Annotated in this window: 12 protein-coding genes; 6 read left to right on the forward strand and 6 right to left on the reverse strand. The window is 56.7% G+C overall.

Going from position 1 to position 17,078, the window contains the following annotated elements; genetic code table 11:
- Positions 1–54 precede the first annotated feature (54 nt).
- The gene (locus BMW28_RS02090) at positions 55–1,182 is read left to right on the forward strand and encodes an acyl-CoA dehydrogenase family protein (protein WP_091813238.1); all 1,128 of its coding nucleotides are present in this window, start codon (positions 55–57) and stop codon (positions 1,180–1,182) included.
- Positions 1,183–1,534: 352 nt separating this feature from the next.
- On the opposite strand, the gene BMW28_RS02095 is transcribed toward BMW28_RS02090, so the two are convergent.
- The 5 genes from BMW28_RS02095 to BMW28_RS02115 all read right to left on the reverse strand — a co-directional run bounded on the left by BMW28_RS02095 (position 1,535) and on the right by BMW28_RS02115 (position 9,679).
- Positions 1,535–3,637 carry an AIPR family protein gene (locus BMW28_RS02095; protein WP_091813241.1) on the reverse strand — a complete coding sequence of 701 codons (2,103 nt, stop codon included), beginning with the start codon at positions 3,635–3,637 and terminating at the stop codon, positions 1,535–1,537.
- Positions 3,630–4,607, reverse strand: coding sequence for a PD-(D/E)XK motif protein (locus BMW28_RS02100; RefSeq protein ID WP_159430680.1), 978 nt, complete (start codon positions 4,605–4,607; stop codon positions 3,630–3,632). The genes BMW28_RS02095 and BMW28_RS02100 overlap by 8 nt, the downstream gene beginning before the upstream one ends.
- Complete coding sequence (locus BMW28_RS02105; RefSeq protein WP_091813247.1) at positions 4,594–7,404, reverse strand: Z1 domain-containing protein; 2,811 nt, start codon at positions 7,402–7,404, stop codon at positions 4,594–4,596. Before BMW28_RS02105 ends, BMW28_RS02100 begins: the two co-directional genes overlap by 14 nt.
- Positions 7,401–8,888 (reverse strand): ATP-binding protein, encoded by a 1,488-nt coding sequence (locus BMW28_RS02110; RefSeq protein WP_091813250.1) that lies wholly within the window; start codon positions 8,886–8,888, stop codon positions 7,401–7,403. The genes BMW28_RS02105 and BMW28_RS02110 overlap by 4 nt, the downstream gene beginning before the upstream one ends.
- Before the next feature lie 353 nt (positions 8,889–9,241).
- Positions 9,242–9,679 (reverse strand): very short patch repair endonuclease, encoded by a 438-nt coding sequence (locus tag BMW28_RS02115; protein WP_200785699.1) that lies wholly within the window; start codon positions 9,677–9,679, stop codon positions 9,242–9,244.
- Here BMW28_RS02115 and BMW28_RS02120 point away from each other — a divergent pair.
- Complete coding sequence (locus BMW28_RS02120; protein ID WP_234969941.1) at positions 9,642–11,237, forward strand: DNA cytosine methyltransferase; 1,596 nt, start codon at positions 9,642–9,644, stop codon at positions 11,235–11,237. The genes BMW28_RS02115 and BMW28_RS02120 overlap by 38 nt on opposite strands.
- Positions 11,238–11,462: 225 nt before the next feature.
- Here BMW28_RS02120 and BMW28_RS02125 read toward each other — a convergent pair whose 3' ends face one another.
- Positions 11,463–12,077, reverse strand: a complete 615-nt coding sequence (locus BMW28_RS02125) for a hypothetical protein (protein WP_091813257.1) — start codon at positions 12,075–12,077, stop codon at positions 11,463–11,465.
- 192 nt (positions 12,078–12,269) lie between these two features.
- Here BMW28_RS02125 and BMW28_RS02130 point away from each other — a divergent pair, with 192 nt between their 5' ends.
- The 4 genes from BMW28_RS02130 to BMW28_RS02145 all read left to right on the forward strand — a co-directional run bounded on the left by BMW28_RS02130 (position 12,270) and on the right by BMW28_RS02145 (position 17,076).
- Complete coding sequence (locus tag BMW28_RS02130; RefSeq protein WP_234969943.1) at positions 12,270–12,707, forward strand: YchJ family protein; 438 nt, start codon at positions 12,270–12,272, stop codon at positions 12,705–12,707.
- On the forward strand, positions 12,704–13,378 hold the full coding sequence (locus BMW28_RS02135) for an HAD family hydrolase (RefSeq protein WP_234969944.1): 675 nt from the start codon (positions 12,704–12,706) through the stop codon (positions 13,376–13,378). Before BMW28_RS02130 ends, BMW28_RS02135 begins: the two co-directional genes overlap by 4 nt.
- A 236-nt stretch (positions 13,379–13,614) precedes the next feature.
- Positions 13,615–15,366: an AMP-binding protein gene (locus tag BMW28_RS02140; protein ID WP_200785700.1), complete on the forward strand. Its 1,752-nt coding sequence runs from the start codon at positions 13,615–13,617 to the stop codon at positions 15,364–15,366.
- Between the two features lie 87 nt (positions 15,367–15,453).
- Entirely contained in the window at positions 15,454–17,076 is a 1,623-nt protein-coding gene (locus BMW28_RS02145; RefSeq protein WP_091813260.1) for a carboxyl transferase domain-containing protein, read from the forward strand.
- The last annotated feature ends 2 nt before the right edge of the window (positions 17,077–17,078 follow it).

Below are 17,078 nucleotides of genomic sequence, written 5' to 3' on the forward strand. Positions count from 1 at the left end.
AGGTTGCACTCGGCATCACGACCGTTTGTTTTAAGAGAAAAGAGAAGGAACCCCATGCTACTGACCCAAGACCAGGAGATGATCCGCGAAGCGGTGCGCGCCTTTGCCCAGGAACAGCTGTGGCCCAACGCTGCCAAGTGGGACAAGGAACACAGCTTCCCCAAGGAAGCGCACAAGGGCCTGGCCGAGCTGGGTGCCTACGGCATCTGCGTGCCTGAAGAGTACGGCGGAGCCGGTCTGGACTACGTGACCCTGGCTCTGGTGCTGGAAGAAATCGCAGCCGGCGACGGCGGCACCAGCACGGCCATCTCCGTGACCAACTGCCCCTACAACGCCATCCTGATGAAGTACGGCAATGAGGCGCAGAAGCAGCAATGGCTGGTGCCCGCTGCCCGCGGTGACATTCTTGGCGCCTTCTGCCTGACCGAGCCGCACGTCGGCTCTGACGCTTCCGCCATCCGCACCACCGCGGTGAAGGAAGGCGACGAGTACGTCATCAACGGCACCAAGCAGTTCATCACCAGCGGCAAGAACGGCCAGGCGGCCGTGGTGATCGCCGTGACCGACAAGAATGCCGGCAAGAAGGGCCTGAGCGCCTTCATGGTGTCCACCGACAACCCCGGTTGGAAAGTGGCCAGCCTGGAAAACAAGCTGGGCCAGCACAGCAGCGACACGGCACAGATCCTGTTCGACAACTGCCGCATCCCCGCCGAGAACCTGATCGGCCAGGAAGGCGAGGGCTACAAGATTGCCCTGTCCGCACTGGAAGGCGGCCGCATCGGCATCGCATCCCAGAGCGTGGGCATGGCCCGCAGCGCGCTGGATTTTGCCGTGCAGTACGCCAAGGAGCGTGAAGCCTTCGGCGTGCCGATCATCGAGCACCAGGCTGTGGCTTTCCGTCTGGCCGATTGCGCCACGCAGCTCGAGGCTGCCCGCCAGCTGATCTGGCACGCAGCCAGCCTGCGTGACGCCGGCAAGCCCTGCCTGCGCGAAGCGGCCATGGCCAAGCTGTTTGCCAGCGAAACCGCCGAAAAGGTCTGCTCCGTGGCGATCCAGACCCTGGGTGGCTATGGCGTGACGGCCGACTTCCCGGTCGAGCGCATCTACCGCGACGTGCGCGTGTGCCAGATCTACGAAGGCACCAGCGACGTGCAGAAGATCATCATTACGCGTTCGCTGTAAATCAGCTGCCAAGAGGGTGTCGCAGGCCGTGTGGTTGACATTTGGTCTGCGGCCGCTCTTGGTTGGTATGCGCACTGAACAAAATTTTCCCGATGACGGCGTCGGCGCTGCTTCGATGCCCTGCTAAGTGCATTTCAGGTGGCGTACCGTACGCAATTGGATGAGGCGCAACGCTTCAAGTATGTGGTGCGGTTTCCGACGCCGTCCGTACGCAGATGCGTGTCGGTACGCATGTTGCCAGCTTACTTTGGTTTGAGGTCAAATTGCCTGCAGTCATGCGCGGATTGGCGCCGATGTACGCTATCAGCGTCAAGCGTTGGCAGCGAAGCGCCAGATGTACATGTGTAGCCGCTCAAGCCCTGAATCCTTCCTTTTCCAAACGATCCTTGAGGTCGGAAAGACGCTTCCAGACAATTTTTGAATTGATTTTCAGGAAACTTCGCTCTGTGGAAGCGTTGCGTATCAAGGTGATCTCGTCAGGTGTGGCGTATTGTTCAAGCTTGTGCCACTGGGACAGCTGTTTCCAGTATCCGGCCACAACGAATTCATAAAGGCTGGTCTGAAGCGAAATGCCATCATCTTCTACACCCTGCTTCCTTGCCTCTTTCTTTGCATCACGGAATTGATCCTTGCTCAGTGAAAGACTGTCGAGAAGGTGCGTGACGGAAATCCTGATTTCTTTTACACGCTCCCAGCATGTCTCCTTTTTCGTCCATTCGCCCACGTTGCTCGTTCCGGGCGGGGGAGCAAGGAGTGCGTTTTGCACTGCAATTGCGATCGTTTCCAGCAGATTGGCTGTCTCGGTATCAACTTCCTGCCTTTTCCAGATGGCGGCAAGATTGAATTCACTTTGGGCTTGGCGGAACAGGTGGAAGAGCAGTGCAATCGAGTAGGCGACGATCTGGACACGATAGTCGCCTTCGTACCATGAGTTGCGGGCTGCGGAAACCATTTTTTCGGTGTACTTCCAGAGCAAGGCAATGGATGCCATGTCTTGATAGTAGCTATCTCCGAAGTTGGGGCTGATACGGTCCCAGTATTCTCCTTCAGACTCTTCCGATTTCGGGTTGCTGAACTTGCCCGCAAATTTGGTGAAGTTCTTCTGTGCCCCAAGGCTGGCCCAGTAAGGCTTTGCCTCTCGCACGCTATCGTACTTGGCAAGATCAGTCTTGTTGATTACCTGGCTTGCAGGATATTCCAGGTCGAAAATCGACTTCTTCGCATCTGTCAAGTAGAGTCTTTCGTTTTGGTACTGACCACGTGCCCGCTCATAGAACCACTTGCTTTGGATACGGATACCTGGACGCGCGGGAATAGTCAGGCGTCGGGATATCTCTTCCATCTTCCGATGGAAGGGGTGATTTGCAAAGAAGTCAGCTATGGCTACCTTGTTCTGAGTGTTGGCATACTCTGCGATTTTCGGGATGAGTGCATGTGCCTCGCTAGATTCCACTTCAGTCAGTTTCATCTGTACGGTAACGGAATCGAGAGGAAGCCGCTCCCTTTTCCGGGCATTGAGTATGCTGGCTGTTGTCTGTCCTCCATTCACAATCTGCAAGTCAGTCAGGCCCTTGATATGGAGTCCATCTGGCGTGCGTTCCACCACTACGTTGGAAGCGGTAGCTGCGATGCCATTGTTGTAGGCAAAGAACAGGGATGGCTGGTGCTGGATGGTGGACCGGATACCCTTGTTGACCCCGCCCTTAAGCCCCAGGAATGATCGGACGTTACCCTCCAGCAAACGGCTGCCATATTTCTCGAACAGGTCTGCCAGAAGATTGCCTTCGATGACGCACAGATAAGAGCGCAGGTGGTCTGCCGAAGCAGCTTCAACGCAGGGAATGCCCTCAGAGTGGAAATCCGCCAGGTCAATCTGTACCGCCTCACGCTCTTGGGAGGATTTGTAAAGCGCCTCGAGACGGAGAAAGTCCCAGATGTGCCGCTCTATAGGCAGATCATCAATGGGTTCGAGCATTTCCTCCTTGAACTTCGAGCTAAGTTTCTGATTGGAGAAGATGTGCAGGCGTATGCGGTTGATCTGATGTCGCCTGTCGCGGAGAAGGCAGGCAAATTCATAGGCGGGATTGGATTCGGTAATGCGGTCTGCCAGGTCATTTTCGATGGCTTCGGAAACGAAGGATGTCAACCCAGTGGAGAGCTGATCCACAGTATTCGACGGAAGAGTTTCCAGCTCGGCGCTGTCCGACCATGCTGCCACGATCAAGCCCAAGGTACCGTCCGTGTCATCAAGTTCAGTAAATCCATGCAGGCGAAGATTACGCTTGTAGCGGCCAGTTCCCAAGTATTCGGTCTGGACGAAGTTGCCGAAGACGGGATCATCCGACAGGCGTTCTGCAACCTCGTTGACAAAGGCCATGGTGTCCACAAGAGAGCTTGTCGCTGCTCGACGCATGACCATCTGGCTCAGTTCAGTGTAGAAGTTTTGGCTATTCATCGGATTGCGATACTGAAATCAGGAAATCTTCGATCGAGGCAAGGCGGATGTTGTAGCAAGCTTTGCTGATGGCCTCGGTGACCATGGACGAAGTCAATCTGGGAAAGTTGTCGGAGATGACGTAGGTTCTTCTTTCAACGATTAGAAAGTTGAATGCATCGTATTCCGCAAGCTCAAGGTAGCCGCCTTCAAGGGCGCGCTCCCTGAATATTTTCAACGCATTCTTGTCGGGTGAAAGTTTTCCTTCAAGACGGGAGACAAGCTTGTTGAGATTGATGGCACTAGGTGTTTCCTTGGGAGCAGTTTGCAAGAAAAGAATCTTGAGAAACAGTGGCGGCTCCGACTCCAGTTGTCTGAGAGAGGAAATGCTGACTTCCTGTGCGGTCGGCGTAACCGCCTTGATTTCGAGGTTGCGGCCGGGGAGGCAGAAGTCCTGATCATGACCTATTGGGCCCATCCATCCGCCAGCAATAGACACAAGGCTATCTTTTCCTTCTGCTATCAGGTCTTCCATGCTACTCAACTCGGCGATCATGCCCTTGATTTTCTCGATAGAGAGTAGGCCATTGTCAGTTCGTTCGAAAAGCTTTTGCCAAGATTGAAGCCTCTTGGAGAAAAGCATCTCCAATGCCTTTTCCGATTGCACGAGCAAGGCTTCATCCAGCAGATCCTGGCAGAGCCGGCCAAACACGCTTTCCAAGCCTCTAAGCCCAAGACGGAGTACTTGTAGCCAGGTCTTGTCCGCTCGCTGACGCCTGAAGCATTGCAGAGCAGAGGACTTCAGGGTTACGCTTGCAGGGCGCTGATGCAGGCCGATCGCAATCAGTGCAAAGCCTGAACCGTCGATACCTGCATAGATGTCAAGACTTGCATCTTCACTTGTCCTGCGAAGACGGAAGGCACCTTCCTTGATGGGGCTATTCTGGGCTTCCTGCTTGAGCTCAAGCCATATAGTCTCAATCGTTGTCATATTCCGTTGTGTCATCATCGTCTTCTTCAATGAGCCCCATATTCCTGATCGCCACTTTGTTCATGCGATACTTGACCTTTTGCTTTTCCAAGGTGCTGTCATAGTTGGGGAAAGAGAGTCCGACCCCAACAAGGATAGCTGAGTTGATATCGCAGACCTTCATCATCTTTCTGGGCGTTTTCTTGTGTCCGGTTTTTTCCGGAGTGCCTTCTTCGGGAGGAGGTGCGTCTTTAGGCTGGATGAGGCTGATGGTCAGCAACGGGCGAGGACGGTAGCTGCGATAGAAAGAGCCGGGTATAGCCCGCTTTTTTTCATGCCCTTGTTCCTTTGCTTGCCAGTCTTCTCTTGCTTGTGCAAGCAGACTCTCTCCAATACCTTTCATTTCATCCGTTGTGTCGCCAACTCGGAGCTTGTTGAGCTTGAGATAGGGTGATGTCTTGCTGATGTCTTCAAACTGTCGCTGTCTGGGATGGATGCGCACGGATGTACCATCTGGCATATCAAGCAGAAAGTCCTGAACGGGTTCACTTCCTTCGCCCTGCGGCAATGCAATATCCCACTCCCCTAGAATCGGGAATTCATTTTGCCCAATGAAATCTATCAAAGGTTTCTCGACGCCTCCTTCGTTGGAGATGAACGGAAGATTCATGTTTGATATTTCAAGACTGCGCAGATATTTCTCGATGAGGCTCGCAGGCACCCTGCTCCAGAAAAAGCTCTCCTTGATGCTGCCGCTTTTGCGTTCCTCGCGAACCATGTAGGAAGAGATTTTGGCAAGGAAGTTGCTTGTTGTTTCTATGTTTCTTGTGTTGATCTCTTTGTCGTTTGGCAGGTAGGGGGTCTCGATTCCGCAATTGCTGAATGATATGGAGACGGGCACATCCATGGCATTGCGCATCTTGTTGAGAGCAGTGACGATAAGTGAGCCAGGGTGCGATTGGACACGGATTCCGAAGTGTTTTGGCGGCTGCTCATTTGCATGCATACGGTGTATATCCTGTCGGAGCTCCCCGATGACGTTTGCCACATGGCCAAACCAGTCTTGGACTTCGGGGTCCATCCATATCCTGCAGAGATCTTCGTAGCCTTTTCTGTATCCAAACCAGCGTCCCATCTGCAGGAGAGTGTCATAAGCCTTCGAATTTCTCAGGAAGTAGCTAACAGAAAGTCCTTCCAGTGTCAGCCCTCGAGAAAGGGTCAGGCCGCCAATGGCAATGACCCTTCGGCCTTTTTCCGTATCCTTGTACGAGGAATAGTTCAGGCGATCTGTTTCCGCTGTCTTCTGGTTGACGGTGACAACCTTGATGGAGGCCACAGAACTATTCAAGCTCTTTCGGATCTGATCCCACGAAAACTCGCAATCCTGATACTGATCCTGCCATGTCTGGTGCAGTCTTTGCAGGCGCGGCTGGTTGCTCCATACTTCATCACCGGCAAGGTATTGCCTGATGTCGTCTTGCAAGGCACTCAACTCGGCCTTGACCACATGGGAAAGTCTGTCCTGTACATCCGTGAATCTGGTTACGTTCACGAGCATGGATCTGTGACGTAATGATTCTTTCCTGAGGTCCCGGATTGCGCATGAAAGCAGAAAGGTTTCTATCGCAGCCATCAAGGAGGGAGGAATTTTGTTTACTTGATGGTGTTTTTTATGGCTCCAGGGAAAGAACTTCTCTCCATCGGCTATGTCCTGTACTTGGTAGGCGTGAGAGCCTGCTTCGGAAAATACCGATGCGGCACTTATGTAGTTGGTAGGTGCGTTCAGGGCATAGACGAAGTTTTCGGGGAAGAGGTCATCGGTGTCGGGATTGATGAAGACGTTAGCAAATGGAGTGGCTGTATAGGCGACATAGCTGTATCGGGAAAACATTGAAAGCACCTGGCGAATCAACTTGTTGATTGCTGCAGGATCTTCATCTTTCTTTGCGTTCACGGAAGCATTGTCCGCCTCGTCATCAATGAGGAGAAGCGGGAGATTCAGTTGTGTGGCACCACGCTCCAGTTGGGATTCAAGAAAAGAGACCAGATTGCGAAGTGGTGACACATTCTTCTTCATGACAAGCAGTACTGGCGCAGAAATATTTTCGAGTGGTATTCCTCGGAGTGCCTGTTTGTTCTTTGTCAGAAAATCGGAGTCGACGGATGTGAGCACGTTCGGATGTGGGGCATCTCTCTTGAATTCACCAACACCAACGCCCTTTTTCGAATGATTCTCGGATCCCAGCATCCACCTGCTGTCCTGACCGACAAAACCGATATCCAGTCGTTCCTGCGACTGTGCGCGCAGATCCTCAATCATTCCTGTAAGCAGGACAATCATCTTATAGCCTGTATCGGCCGCCTTGTTGATTAGGCCACTGTAGTTGGCTGTCTTTCCCGACTGGACATCCCCCATGACCAGCCCTTGTATCCCCCAAGAACCCTCTTGTTCGGGGTTGCCGCACAGGTCCAGGATGCTGTGCGTATCTTCGTCAAGGACTCCTAGTGCAACCGGATTGAAACCTGTCCGTTTCAGATATTCCCTATATGCGGACCAGTAGTGCCATGGCAGGTCGCCTTTGATGTCGTCGAGCCATGGCTTGTGGTCTCCGCCATGCAAATCTTCGCCATGTGACACGGTGACCCCAAGCTCCGCCTCCAGTTTGTGCCTGATCCATGTCATTTCTATATCTGTGACTGCAGAGAATCTTTTCTTGCGCAAACCCTCTAGGATGTCCATGATGCTATTCAACCCTTCATCAGTCAGGTCCTCCGGGGTGAGCATCGTATACGCTATGTTCAATAGTTGATTTTTCATTTCAACAAGTCTATTTGCAATTGTTCGTGAAGATCCTCATGACGTATGAACGGATCTAGGAGAAGTAACTTTTCTACATCCATGTTCGGACAGATCTCCCGGATGTCTTTTGCTAGTGCCAGAAGATCAGCATATGCTTCTTTTGATGTTGGCCTCTGATCTCCGCACATGTCTGCATAAATTGCTTCAAGTGGTAGCGATTCAGCCAGCAACGACAGGGTGGACTGAAGCAGCCTTTTGCCTTGCTCGTCCAGCAAGTCGGCCAGTCGCACCATCAGTGCATGGTCAGGATTGATCTCGTAGCGGAAGGCACCTCGTTCCGGTTCAATCCGGTTCCAGGCTGGGGTATAGGTTTGCCCATTGGTCTTTCGGCCACGGTAGGTGATGGTTGTCTTGCTTGTGCCCGCAAAATGGTCAATCAGTGACCTCAATCGATTCCGGATGACATCAGGCGGGTAGGCGGCTGACTTCTTGATGTCAAGCGCCCAAAGTTCGTCGAAAGTATTCGGTATGTCGACCTGAATCCGGGTCAGTTTGTAAAACTCCTGCTTGGGGACAAGCCTGAACCAGGTTCCCCAGATGACAAGTCTGCGATTCCGGTATACATAAAACCCCTGTGTACCCTTCAGTCCTTCCCTGCCACCGGCAAGCTCGATTTCTTCTGGCTTGAGCTTGCTGACAGGGGGGAGAATGAACGGCTGAATGGAGACAACCCCCTTTTCATGCCGGATGGTTTGACCTTCTAGTGGCTGGCGAAAGCAATTGCTGGCAAGGAAGGGGTCGCGCTCAGGTACAGGCAGGCCATTGAGGATGATCCTGATCGCCTTGTGACTTCCTTCAACACGCGTAAAGCGGTGGAAGACAAGCGCGAGGTGTTCCATCAGGGGGCTGAGCCGCGTTGTCATCTCCGTCTGGGGATTTGCTGATCCAGCCATGAGGCGATCCATATCCTGCCAGATCACAAGTGTCCCGCTATCCTGTGATTGAAGTCTCCCATACAGGGGCATCGATGCAAGTTCGGATGCAGCAGGGACCACAACGACCCATTGGCCCACATCCTCGACGACATCCAGATCCCAGCGTCGTGCTGAGACGACTCCATCCCGCTTGCTGATCACGGTCAGCTTCCGGCATTGAGAGAGGGATGCAGTCTTCAACCCCAGCCCGAAGCGACCCAGGTCATTCGCGGAGCGCTCCACTGTCGGGTTGGTGCTGCCGTGTCGCATGGCTTCGGTGAGCTGGTCAGGTGCCATGCCATGCCCATCGTCGAGGATGGCAATGTATGGAGATGAGGAATTTGCGTCGTACTGGATTTGAATCAACCGTGCATCTGCAGAAATGCTGTTGTCAACCAGATCCGCTATGGCTGACTCTACGGTATAACCGACGGCGCGCATGGATTCGATAAGCGACGTGGGGTCGGGAATGACATCCAGAAGTTCAAGGTGGGAGTTTTTCGTGTGGGAACCAGGGGAAATACTCATGCGGCTTTCATTTTTCGAATGCTTGAAGCTTAGGGGGCTGCGCTCACCACATTCTGCCCCTTCGCTGTTAGGTAAGGATGACTGCGCGTTTGGTAACTAGCGACGGTGTCAACTTGTAACGGAGCAAGGATAGCATGCATTTCTTGGCTTCCATGTTGTGAATATTGATTACGCCATTCGTGAAGATACTGGTTATGGTCTAACGGGAAATTCCGCCGTATCTTGAGCCGGGGACTTCCCGGGGGGCACATCGTGCGCAGATGGACAGTCCAGCGCGGTCCCTGACGGATGCAGTTGAGAAGAGGATCCTGCCACTCGCAGTCATGTATCTGCCCACCTGAGGGCATTGCAGATCATCCTTTGGATTTCGTGAGGGGGCACTGATAGCCTCGGATGTCCTGCTCAAGAGCCTCCAGTATCTCGACATGCTTCGTTTCGCATTCCCATATCACGAAAACTCTCCATCCTGCTTTTTCAAGTTCGGCGCGTACTCTCTCGTCCCGTAAGACATTCTGCTGAAATTTCTGGCTCCAGAACTCGTGGCGGGTCGCAGGAGTTGTAGCAAGGTGGCAACCAGGGTGCCGATGCCAGAAGCACCCATGCACGAAGATGACACACTTGAATTTTGGCAGTACCATGTCGGGCCTTCCGGGGAGGCCCGGGACATGCAGCCGGTAGCGCAGTCCTGCGGCATGAAGAAATCTGCGCACACGCATTTCTGGCTGCGTGTTCCTTGGTCCTATGGCGCGCATCATGCGTGAGCGTACTTCTGGTGGCACAATGTCGATCATAGGATTTAAAGAAAAAATGAAAATTAGGGTAATAGATTTATTTGCGGGGCCTGGGGGCTTGGGAGAAGGCTTTGCTTCCTATGGTGGAGGGGATGTCTTCAGCATAGCAGCATCAGCTGAAATGGAAGCGAGCGCACATTCGACGTTGACTTTGCGTGCGTTCTATCGCCTCGCCAAGAGAGATGAGCGGGCTTTGAAGGCCTACTATGACTATTGCAACTACGATGGCGCGCCGCATCCATCACAGGTTTGCAAGTCGGTTTGGCAGGTGGCGCAGGATGAGGCATTGCAGCTTGAGCTGGGCAAGGAGGCAGATAACGCATTCCTGGATGCGGCACTCGAACGCCAGCAGCTTAATGAAGATCGTACGATTCTCATTGGAGGGCCGCCCTGCCAAGCGTATTCGCTTGTCGGTCGTGCGCGCAATCGGGGCCTGAAGGACTATGTGCCGGAGCATGATCATCGCCACTATCTCTACCAGCAGTACCTGCGTATCGTGCACCGATACCGGCCGGCTATTTTTGTCATGGAGAACGTGAAGGGCATCCTCACCTCCAGCGTTGGTGGAAAGCGAGTTTTTCATGAAATCCTGAAAGATCTTGCCGATCCAGGGCGTGCCGTGGGACAAGGTTCTGGCGTGAAATATCGCATTCACTCCTTGGTCGATCCCGTCTATTTCGATTCGGGGCATGATCCTGCCGAGTTCAACTCGCAGAAATTCGTCATCAGGTCGGAGCAGCATGGCATTCCTCAGGCACGACATCGAGTGATTCTTTTTGGCGTACGAGAAGACATTCCACTTGAGAGGACGGGAATGCTCCAGTTTGGCATGCCATTGGTTATCGAGGATGCGATCAGGGATTTGCCCAAGCTGCGCAGCAGACTCAGCAAGGCTGACAATGCAGCCGACTGGCGCAACTCCGTGCTTTTTCAGGCATCCGGTCTAATTGGGTCTGCCAATGTTTCCGAGGACCAGACTGTTCGGCGTGCAAGGGAGGTCATGATAGGTGCGCGCTCTGGACTGATAGATACCGAGTCCTTTGGTGCACTGAGGCTCCCCCGAATGGAAGCACAGGAAATCGTGACCAAGTCAGGCTACCGCTCCTGGATTGAAGACTCAAGGCTGGAGGTTGTCCTCAATCATGAGTCGCGGGGGCACATGGAAAGTGATCTGGGTAGGTACTTCTATGCAGCAGCCTATGCACAGGGCAATGAACATTCGCCAAAAGGGCACGAGGAATTCTCACTACCAGGGCTTGCTCCCATGCATGCTAATTGGGAAACAGGGAAATTCAAGGACAGATTCAGGGTGCAGATTCGAGGCAAGCCAAGTACTACCATAACCAGCCACATAGCTAAGGATGGCCACTACTTCATTCACTATGATCCGACACAGTGCCGTAGCCTAACGGTGCGTGAAGCAGCCCGATTGCAGTCGTTCCCTGACAACTATTTTTTCCAGGGTACAAGGACGCAGCAGTATCACCAAGTAGGAAATGCTGTTCCATCTTACCTAGCCAACCAGATTGCACATGTGGTTAGCCAGACACTTTCGTGAGTGTATTGTGCAAGAGAGCCTCTTCAATCTAGGTGTACTTCCTGCTTTCGCGGCCGACATGAAAAGGTCTTTTCTGTATGCAGTATGGGATCGAGGATGAAGTTTGGAGAATCATCTTGATGCCCATTTATGGGTTGACCGCATGCGACCCAAGGCACGTTCTGTGCCGCTAAACGGCAATGCCCGCACGTGCGGGCATTGCTCTATTTTCAGGAGGGCAGAGTGTCAATCTGACGAGCTTTCCGCCGCTTCTCCGTCGCTCACAGGCGCAGGCGCTGGCGCATCTTCTATTATGCCAGTGGCATCCACCACCGCCTGCAGCAAGGAGCCGCCACTGCCAAACACCGTCCACAACGGAAAGCCCGCAGCCACGCCCGTAGTCGCCAGCAGCAAGGCAGCGGGCCCGGCCATCAGCGCCACAATCATGCCGGCAGCGACGGCTACACGCCCGCCGGTGCCTTGCTGATCCCAGGCGCGGCGCTTGGCTTCGCTGGCCAGCAGCTTGATGGCGGGCAGGGCGGCCTTGTTGCTGACCGTGGCATTCAGGGTCTGGGTGGCCTTGTTCAGCATGGTGTCGCCGGAGTGGCGCACTTGCAGCAGGCGGGTGGCCCAGTTGTGCAGTGCGGTGCGATCTGCCCCGGACATGCGGGTGACCAGATCATGCACGAAGGCGTGCTGTTCCTGCTGCGCCTGCGGCGAGGGCGGGCTTTCGGGCTGGGTGTGTGCCTGGGCCTTGCGACTGGCCAGTTCATCCTCGAGCTGGCGCACGCGATCGCGCAGGGCCTGGATGTCGTCCTGTTCCGGCTGCGGGGCCTGGGAGGGGGATTGTGCTTGGTCCATCGTGTGATCCTTGTCGTGTCAATGCAGGATAGTTGCCGGTATTCCGGGCAGTTTCAAGCGCGAAGGTGTAAGCAGAGGCATGGAATTGCAACCTCGCGGCATCGGCTGCAGCGCCTCTGAAATTGTGCCGTGACACAATGACAGTTTGTGGCAGGGCGTAGTACCTGCCTGAACCTCCGCAGACGAGACGCCGTGAGCAAACGCAAGAACACCGACTGGCTGCAGGCGCCATGCCCGTGCGGCCGCCAATCGCCACAACACAAACCCCTGTCTGGCGCCGATTGTTGTGGCCGCTATCTGGAGCATTTCATGGATGTGCCTGCCCCGGACGCTGAAAGCCTGATGCGCTCGCGCTATACGGCTTTCGTGCTCGGGCGCACTGCCTATCTGCTGGCCACCTGGTTGCCCGACAACCGTCCGGGGCAGCTGGAAGCGGAGCAGGGCACCCAATGGCTCGGGCTGGCGGTGCGCGATCACAGCCAGCCGGATGCAGACCATGCAGAGGTGGAATTCGTGGCGCGGTACCGCATCAACGGACGGGCCGAACGCCTGCATGAGCGCAGCCGTTTCGTACGTCTGGAAGACGGCGCCATGTCGCGCTGGCTTTATGTGGACGGAGACATGCTGTGAGCGGAACCCTGCGTTTCGACGCCGTCCTGTTCGACTGCGACGGTGTGCTGGTGGACAGTGAGCCGCTCACCATGGGCGTGTTGCGCGACATGCTGGAGGAGCGTGGCTGGCGCATGAGCCTGGAGGATTGCATGCAGATCTTCGTCGGCAAGGCCACGAAGGACGAAGCCGCACGCATCGAACGTGAAACCGGCCAGCCTTTCACCACCGAATGGCTGCACAGTTTCTGGGCGCGGCGCGATATAGCGCTGCACGCGCATCTGCAGGCCATTCCCGGCGCCGAGGCGCTGGTACGTGATGCGTATGCACTGACCGGAGGGCAGATCGCCTGCGTCTCTGGAGCCGACCGCGACAAGATCGGCCTGCAGCTCGGCAAGACCGGGCTGCTGCACTGGTTCGAGGGCCGCATCTTCAGCGGACACGACATGCCGCGCAGCAAACCCCATCCCGATGTCTATCTTGCCGCCATGGCGCAGCTGCAGGTGGAGCCGCAGCAATGTCTGGTGATCGAGGACACCGTGACCGGCGTGCGTGCCGGCGTGGCGGCAGGGGCCGCTGTGTGCGGCCTGTGCCTGCCAGGCAATCCGGTTGTGTCACCGGAACAACTGCTGGCCGCCGGTGCGCAGCAGGTGGTTGCAAAACTCGATGACATTCGTGCCTTCTGGCGCTAATTTGCTGGCACAATCGCGGGATTGACGTTTACGTCAACGTAATTTATCCGTCAAGAAGACAGGGTATCCTTAACCTGCAGACGGCTACGTGGGCGAAGCCATGCCCGCGCCGGTAAAGCACCACAAGCAAGATGGTGCACCGGAGCCCGACAAGTTTCTATTGGAGCGCAGCGTGTGACGGGGCAAGAATCCGTCGACCCTGTGCTGAACAACTGGTCAAACCTCAGGAGACAACGATGGACGCCAAAGACATCCCGCAGCACCATGTGGTGCAATCCCCCAATGCACCGCTGCCCAACAGCTACGACAAGGGCGACACCGACAAGCCCCTGCTCGAAGTCACCATCGGTGACCACTTCGACAGCGTGGTTGCCAAGTTCCCCGATCACGAAGTGCTGGTGAGCCGTCACCAGGGCATCCGCTACACCTACCACCAGCTCCAGCTCAAGGCTACCCAGCTGGCCAGCGCCATGCTCAAGAGCGGCCTGCAGAAGGGCGACCGCGTGGGCATCTGGTCGCACAACAACGCCGAATGGCTGCTGGTGCAGGTGGCTACCGCCAAGATCGGTGTCGTGCTGGTCAACATCAACCCGGCCTACCGCGTGGCCGAGGTCGAGTACGCCGTGAACAAGGTGGGTTGCAAGGCCATCATCGTCATGCCCAGCTTCAAGAGCAGCAACTACGTTGGCATGCTGCAGGAACTGGCTCCCGAGCTGCCCAAGTGTCACCCCGGCATGCTGGCCATCTCCCGCATGCCCTCGCTGCGCCGCATCGTCTGGATCGACGTGGCCGGCCAGGGTGACGACATCCCCGGCATGCAGCGCTTCTCCGACTGGATCGCCACCGGCGACCAGCTCGACCCGCAGGTGTCGGCCGTGCAGCAGACGCTGAAGAACACCGATCCGATCAACATCCAGTTCACCAGCGGTACCACCGGCTTCCCCAAGGGCGCCACGCTCACGCATCGCAACATCCTGAACAACGGCTGGTTCGTCGGCGAGTGCATCGAACTGACCGACAAGGACCGCCTGTGCTGCCCGGTGCCGCTGTACCACTGCTTCGGCATGGTGATGAGCAACCTGGCCTGCATGACGCACGGCGCCTGCGTGATCTATCCCAACGACGCCTTCGATCCGCTGCTGGTGCTGCAGACCGTGCAGGAAGAGAAGTGCACGGCCCTGCATGGCGTGCCCACCATGTTCATCGCCGAGCTGGATCATCCGCAGTTCAAGGACTTCGACCTGTCCACGCTGCGCACCGGCATCATGGCTGGCTCTCCCTGCCCGATCGAGGTGATGAAGCGCGTCGTGAGCGAAATGCACATGAGCCAGGTCACCATCGCCTACGGCATGACTGAAACCAGCCCGGTGAGCTGCCAGTCCAGCGTCGATACCCCGCTGGACCGCCGCGTCTCCACCGTCGGCCTGGTGCAGCCCAACCTGGAAGTGAAGATCGTCAATCCCGAAAGCGGCGAGACCATGCCCTGCGGCGAATCCGGCGAGCTGTGCACGCGCGGCTACTCCGTCATGCACGGCTACTGGGGCGATGAGGCCAAGACCAAGGAAGCCGTGGACGAAGAAGGCTGGATGCACACCGGCGACCTGGCCACCATGGACGAGCAGGGCTACGTCAACATCGTGGGCCGCATCAAGGATATGGTGATCCGCGGCGGCGAAAACGTCTACCCGCGCGAGATCGAGGAATTCCTGTACCGCCATCCCAAGGTGCAGGACGTGCAGGTGGTCGGCGTGCCGGACGAGCGCTACGGCGAGGAGCTGTGCGCCTGGATCATCGCCAAGCCCGGCCAGAAGCTGGATGAAGACCAGATCCGCGAGTTCTGCAAGGGCCAGATCGCCCACTACAAGGTGCCCAAATACCTCCGTTTCGTGGAAGAGTTCCCGATGACGGTCACCGGCAAGATCCAGAAATTCAAGATTCGCGATGCGATGAAGGAAGAGCTGGGTCTGAGCGAAGCCAAGACGGCCTGATGGGCCAGGCCGGCAGCTGCCGGCCGCACAGAACAAGAGAAGTCAGCGGGGCGCCAGCGCGCGCCCTGCGCACAAGGAGATTGCACCATGCCCGTTATCCAATCCAAACTCAATGCGCGCTCGGCCGAATTCCAGGCCAATGCCGCTGCCATGCAGGCCGTCGTGGACGACCTGCGCAAGCATGTCGAGCGCGTGGCGCTGGGCGGCCCCGAGGCTGCGCGCGCCAAGCACGTGGCCCGCGGCAAGCTGCTGCCGCGCCAGCGCGTCGAGATGCTGCTCGACCCCGGCACGCCTTTCCTCGAGCTGTCTCCCCTGGCAGCCATGAACATGTACCCCGACCGTGACGGCAGCGACTCCGCTCCCGGTGCGGGCGTGATCACCGGTATTGGCCGCGTCTCCGGCGTGGACTGCCTGATCGTCTGTAACGACGCCACGGTGAAGGGCGGTACCTACTATCCGATGACGGTGAAGAAGCACCTGCGCGCCCAGGAGATTGCCCAGCAGAACCATCTGCCGTGTATCTACCTGGTGGACAGCGGCGGTGCCAACCTGCCCAACCAGGACGACGTGTTCCCGGATCGTGACCACTTCGGCCGCATCTTCTACAACCAGGCCAACCTGAGCGCCCAGGGCATTGCCCAGATCGCCGTGGTGATGGGTTCCTGTACCGCTGGCGGCGCCTACGTGCCGGCCATGAGCGACGAGACCATCATCGTCAAGAACCAGGGCACGATTTTCCTGGGCGGCCCCCCGCTGGTGAAAGCCGCCACGGGTGAAGTGGTGACGGCCGAAGACCTGGGCGGTGGCGATGTGCACACCCGCCTGTCCGGCGTGGCGGATCACCTGGCGCAGAACGACATGCACGCGCTGTCGCTGGCCCGCAGCATCGTCGACAACCTGAACCACCAGAAGGAAGGCCTGCCGCAGTACGCCGAGCCCAAGCCGCCGCGCTACGACGCCAAGGAACTGTACGGCATCATCCCGACCGACACGCGCAAGCCCTTCGATGTACGCGAAGTGATTGCCCGCATCGTGGATGACTCCGAACTGGACGAGTTCAAGGCCCGTTTCGGCACCACGCTGGTGTGCGGCTTTGCCCGCATCGAGGGCATGAAGGTCGGCATCATTGCCAACAACGGCATTCTGTTCGGCGAGAGCGCACAGAAGGGCGCCCATTTCATCGAGCTGTGCTGCCACCGCAAGATTCCGCTGGTGTTCCTGCAGAACATCACCGGCTTCATGGTGGGCCGCAAGTATGAGAACGAGGGTATCGCCCGCCACGGCGCCAAGATGGTGACGGCCGTGGCCACCGCCAACGTGCCCAAATTCACCGTGGTGATCGGCGGCTCTTTCGGCGCCGGCAACTACGGCATGTGCGGTCGCGCCTACAGCCCGCGCTTCCTGTGGATGTGGCCCAATGCCCGCATCTCCGTGATGGGCGGCGAGCAGGCAGCTGGCGTGCTGGCCACGGTGCGCCGCGACGGTATCGAAGCCAAGGGCGGTACCTGGTCTGCCGAGGAAGAGGAAGCCTTCAAGGCCCCGATCCGCCAGCAGTACGAAGAGCAGGGCCATCCCTACTACGCTACCGCGCGTCTGTGGGACGACGGCATCATCGATCCGGCCGATACCCGCCGCATGCTGGCCCTGGGCCTGAGCGCGGCCTACAACGCCCCGATCGAAGAGCCGAAGTTCGGTATCTTCCGCATGTAAGG

The organism is Allobrachymonas denitrificans DSM 15123 (genome assembly GCF_900110225.1).
GTDB lineage: Bacteria > Pseudomonadota > Gammaproteobacteria > Burkholderiales > Burkholderiaceae_C > Brachymonas > Brachymonas denitrificans.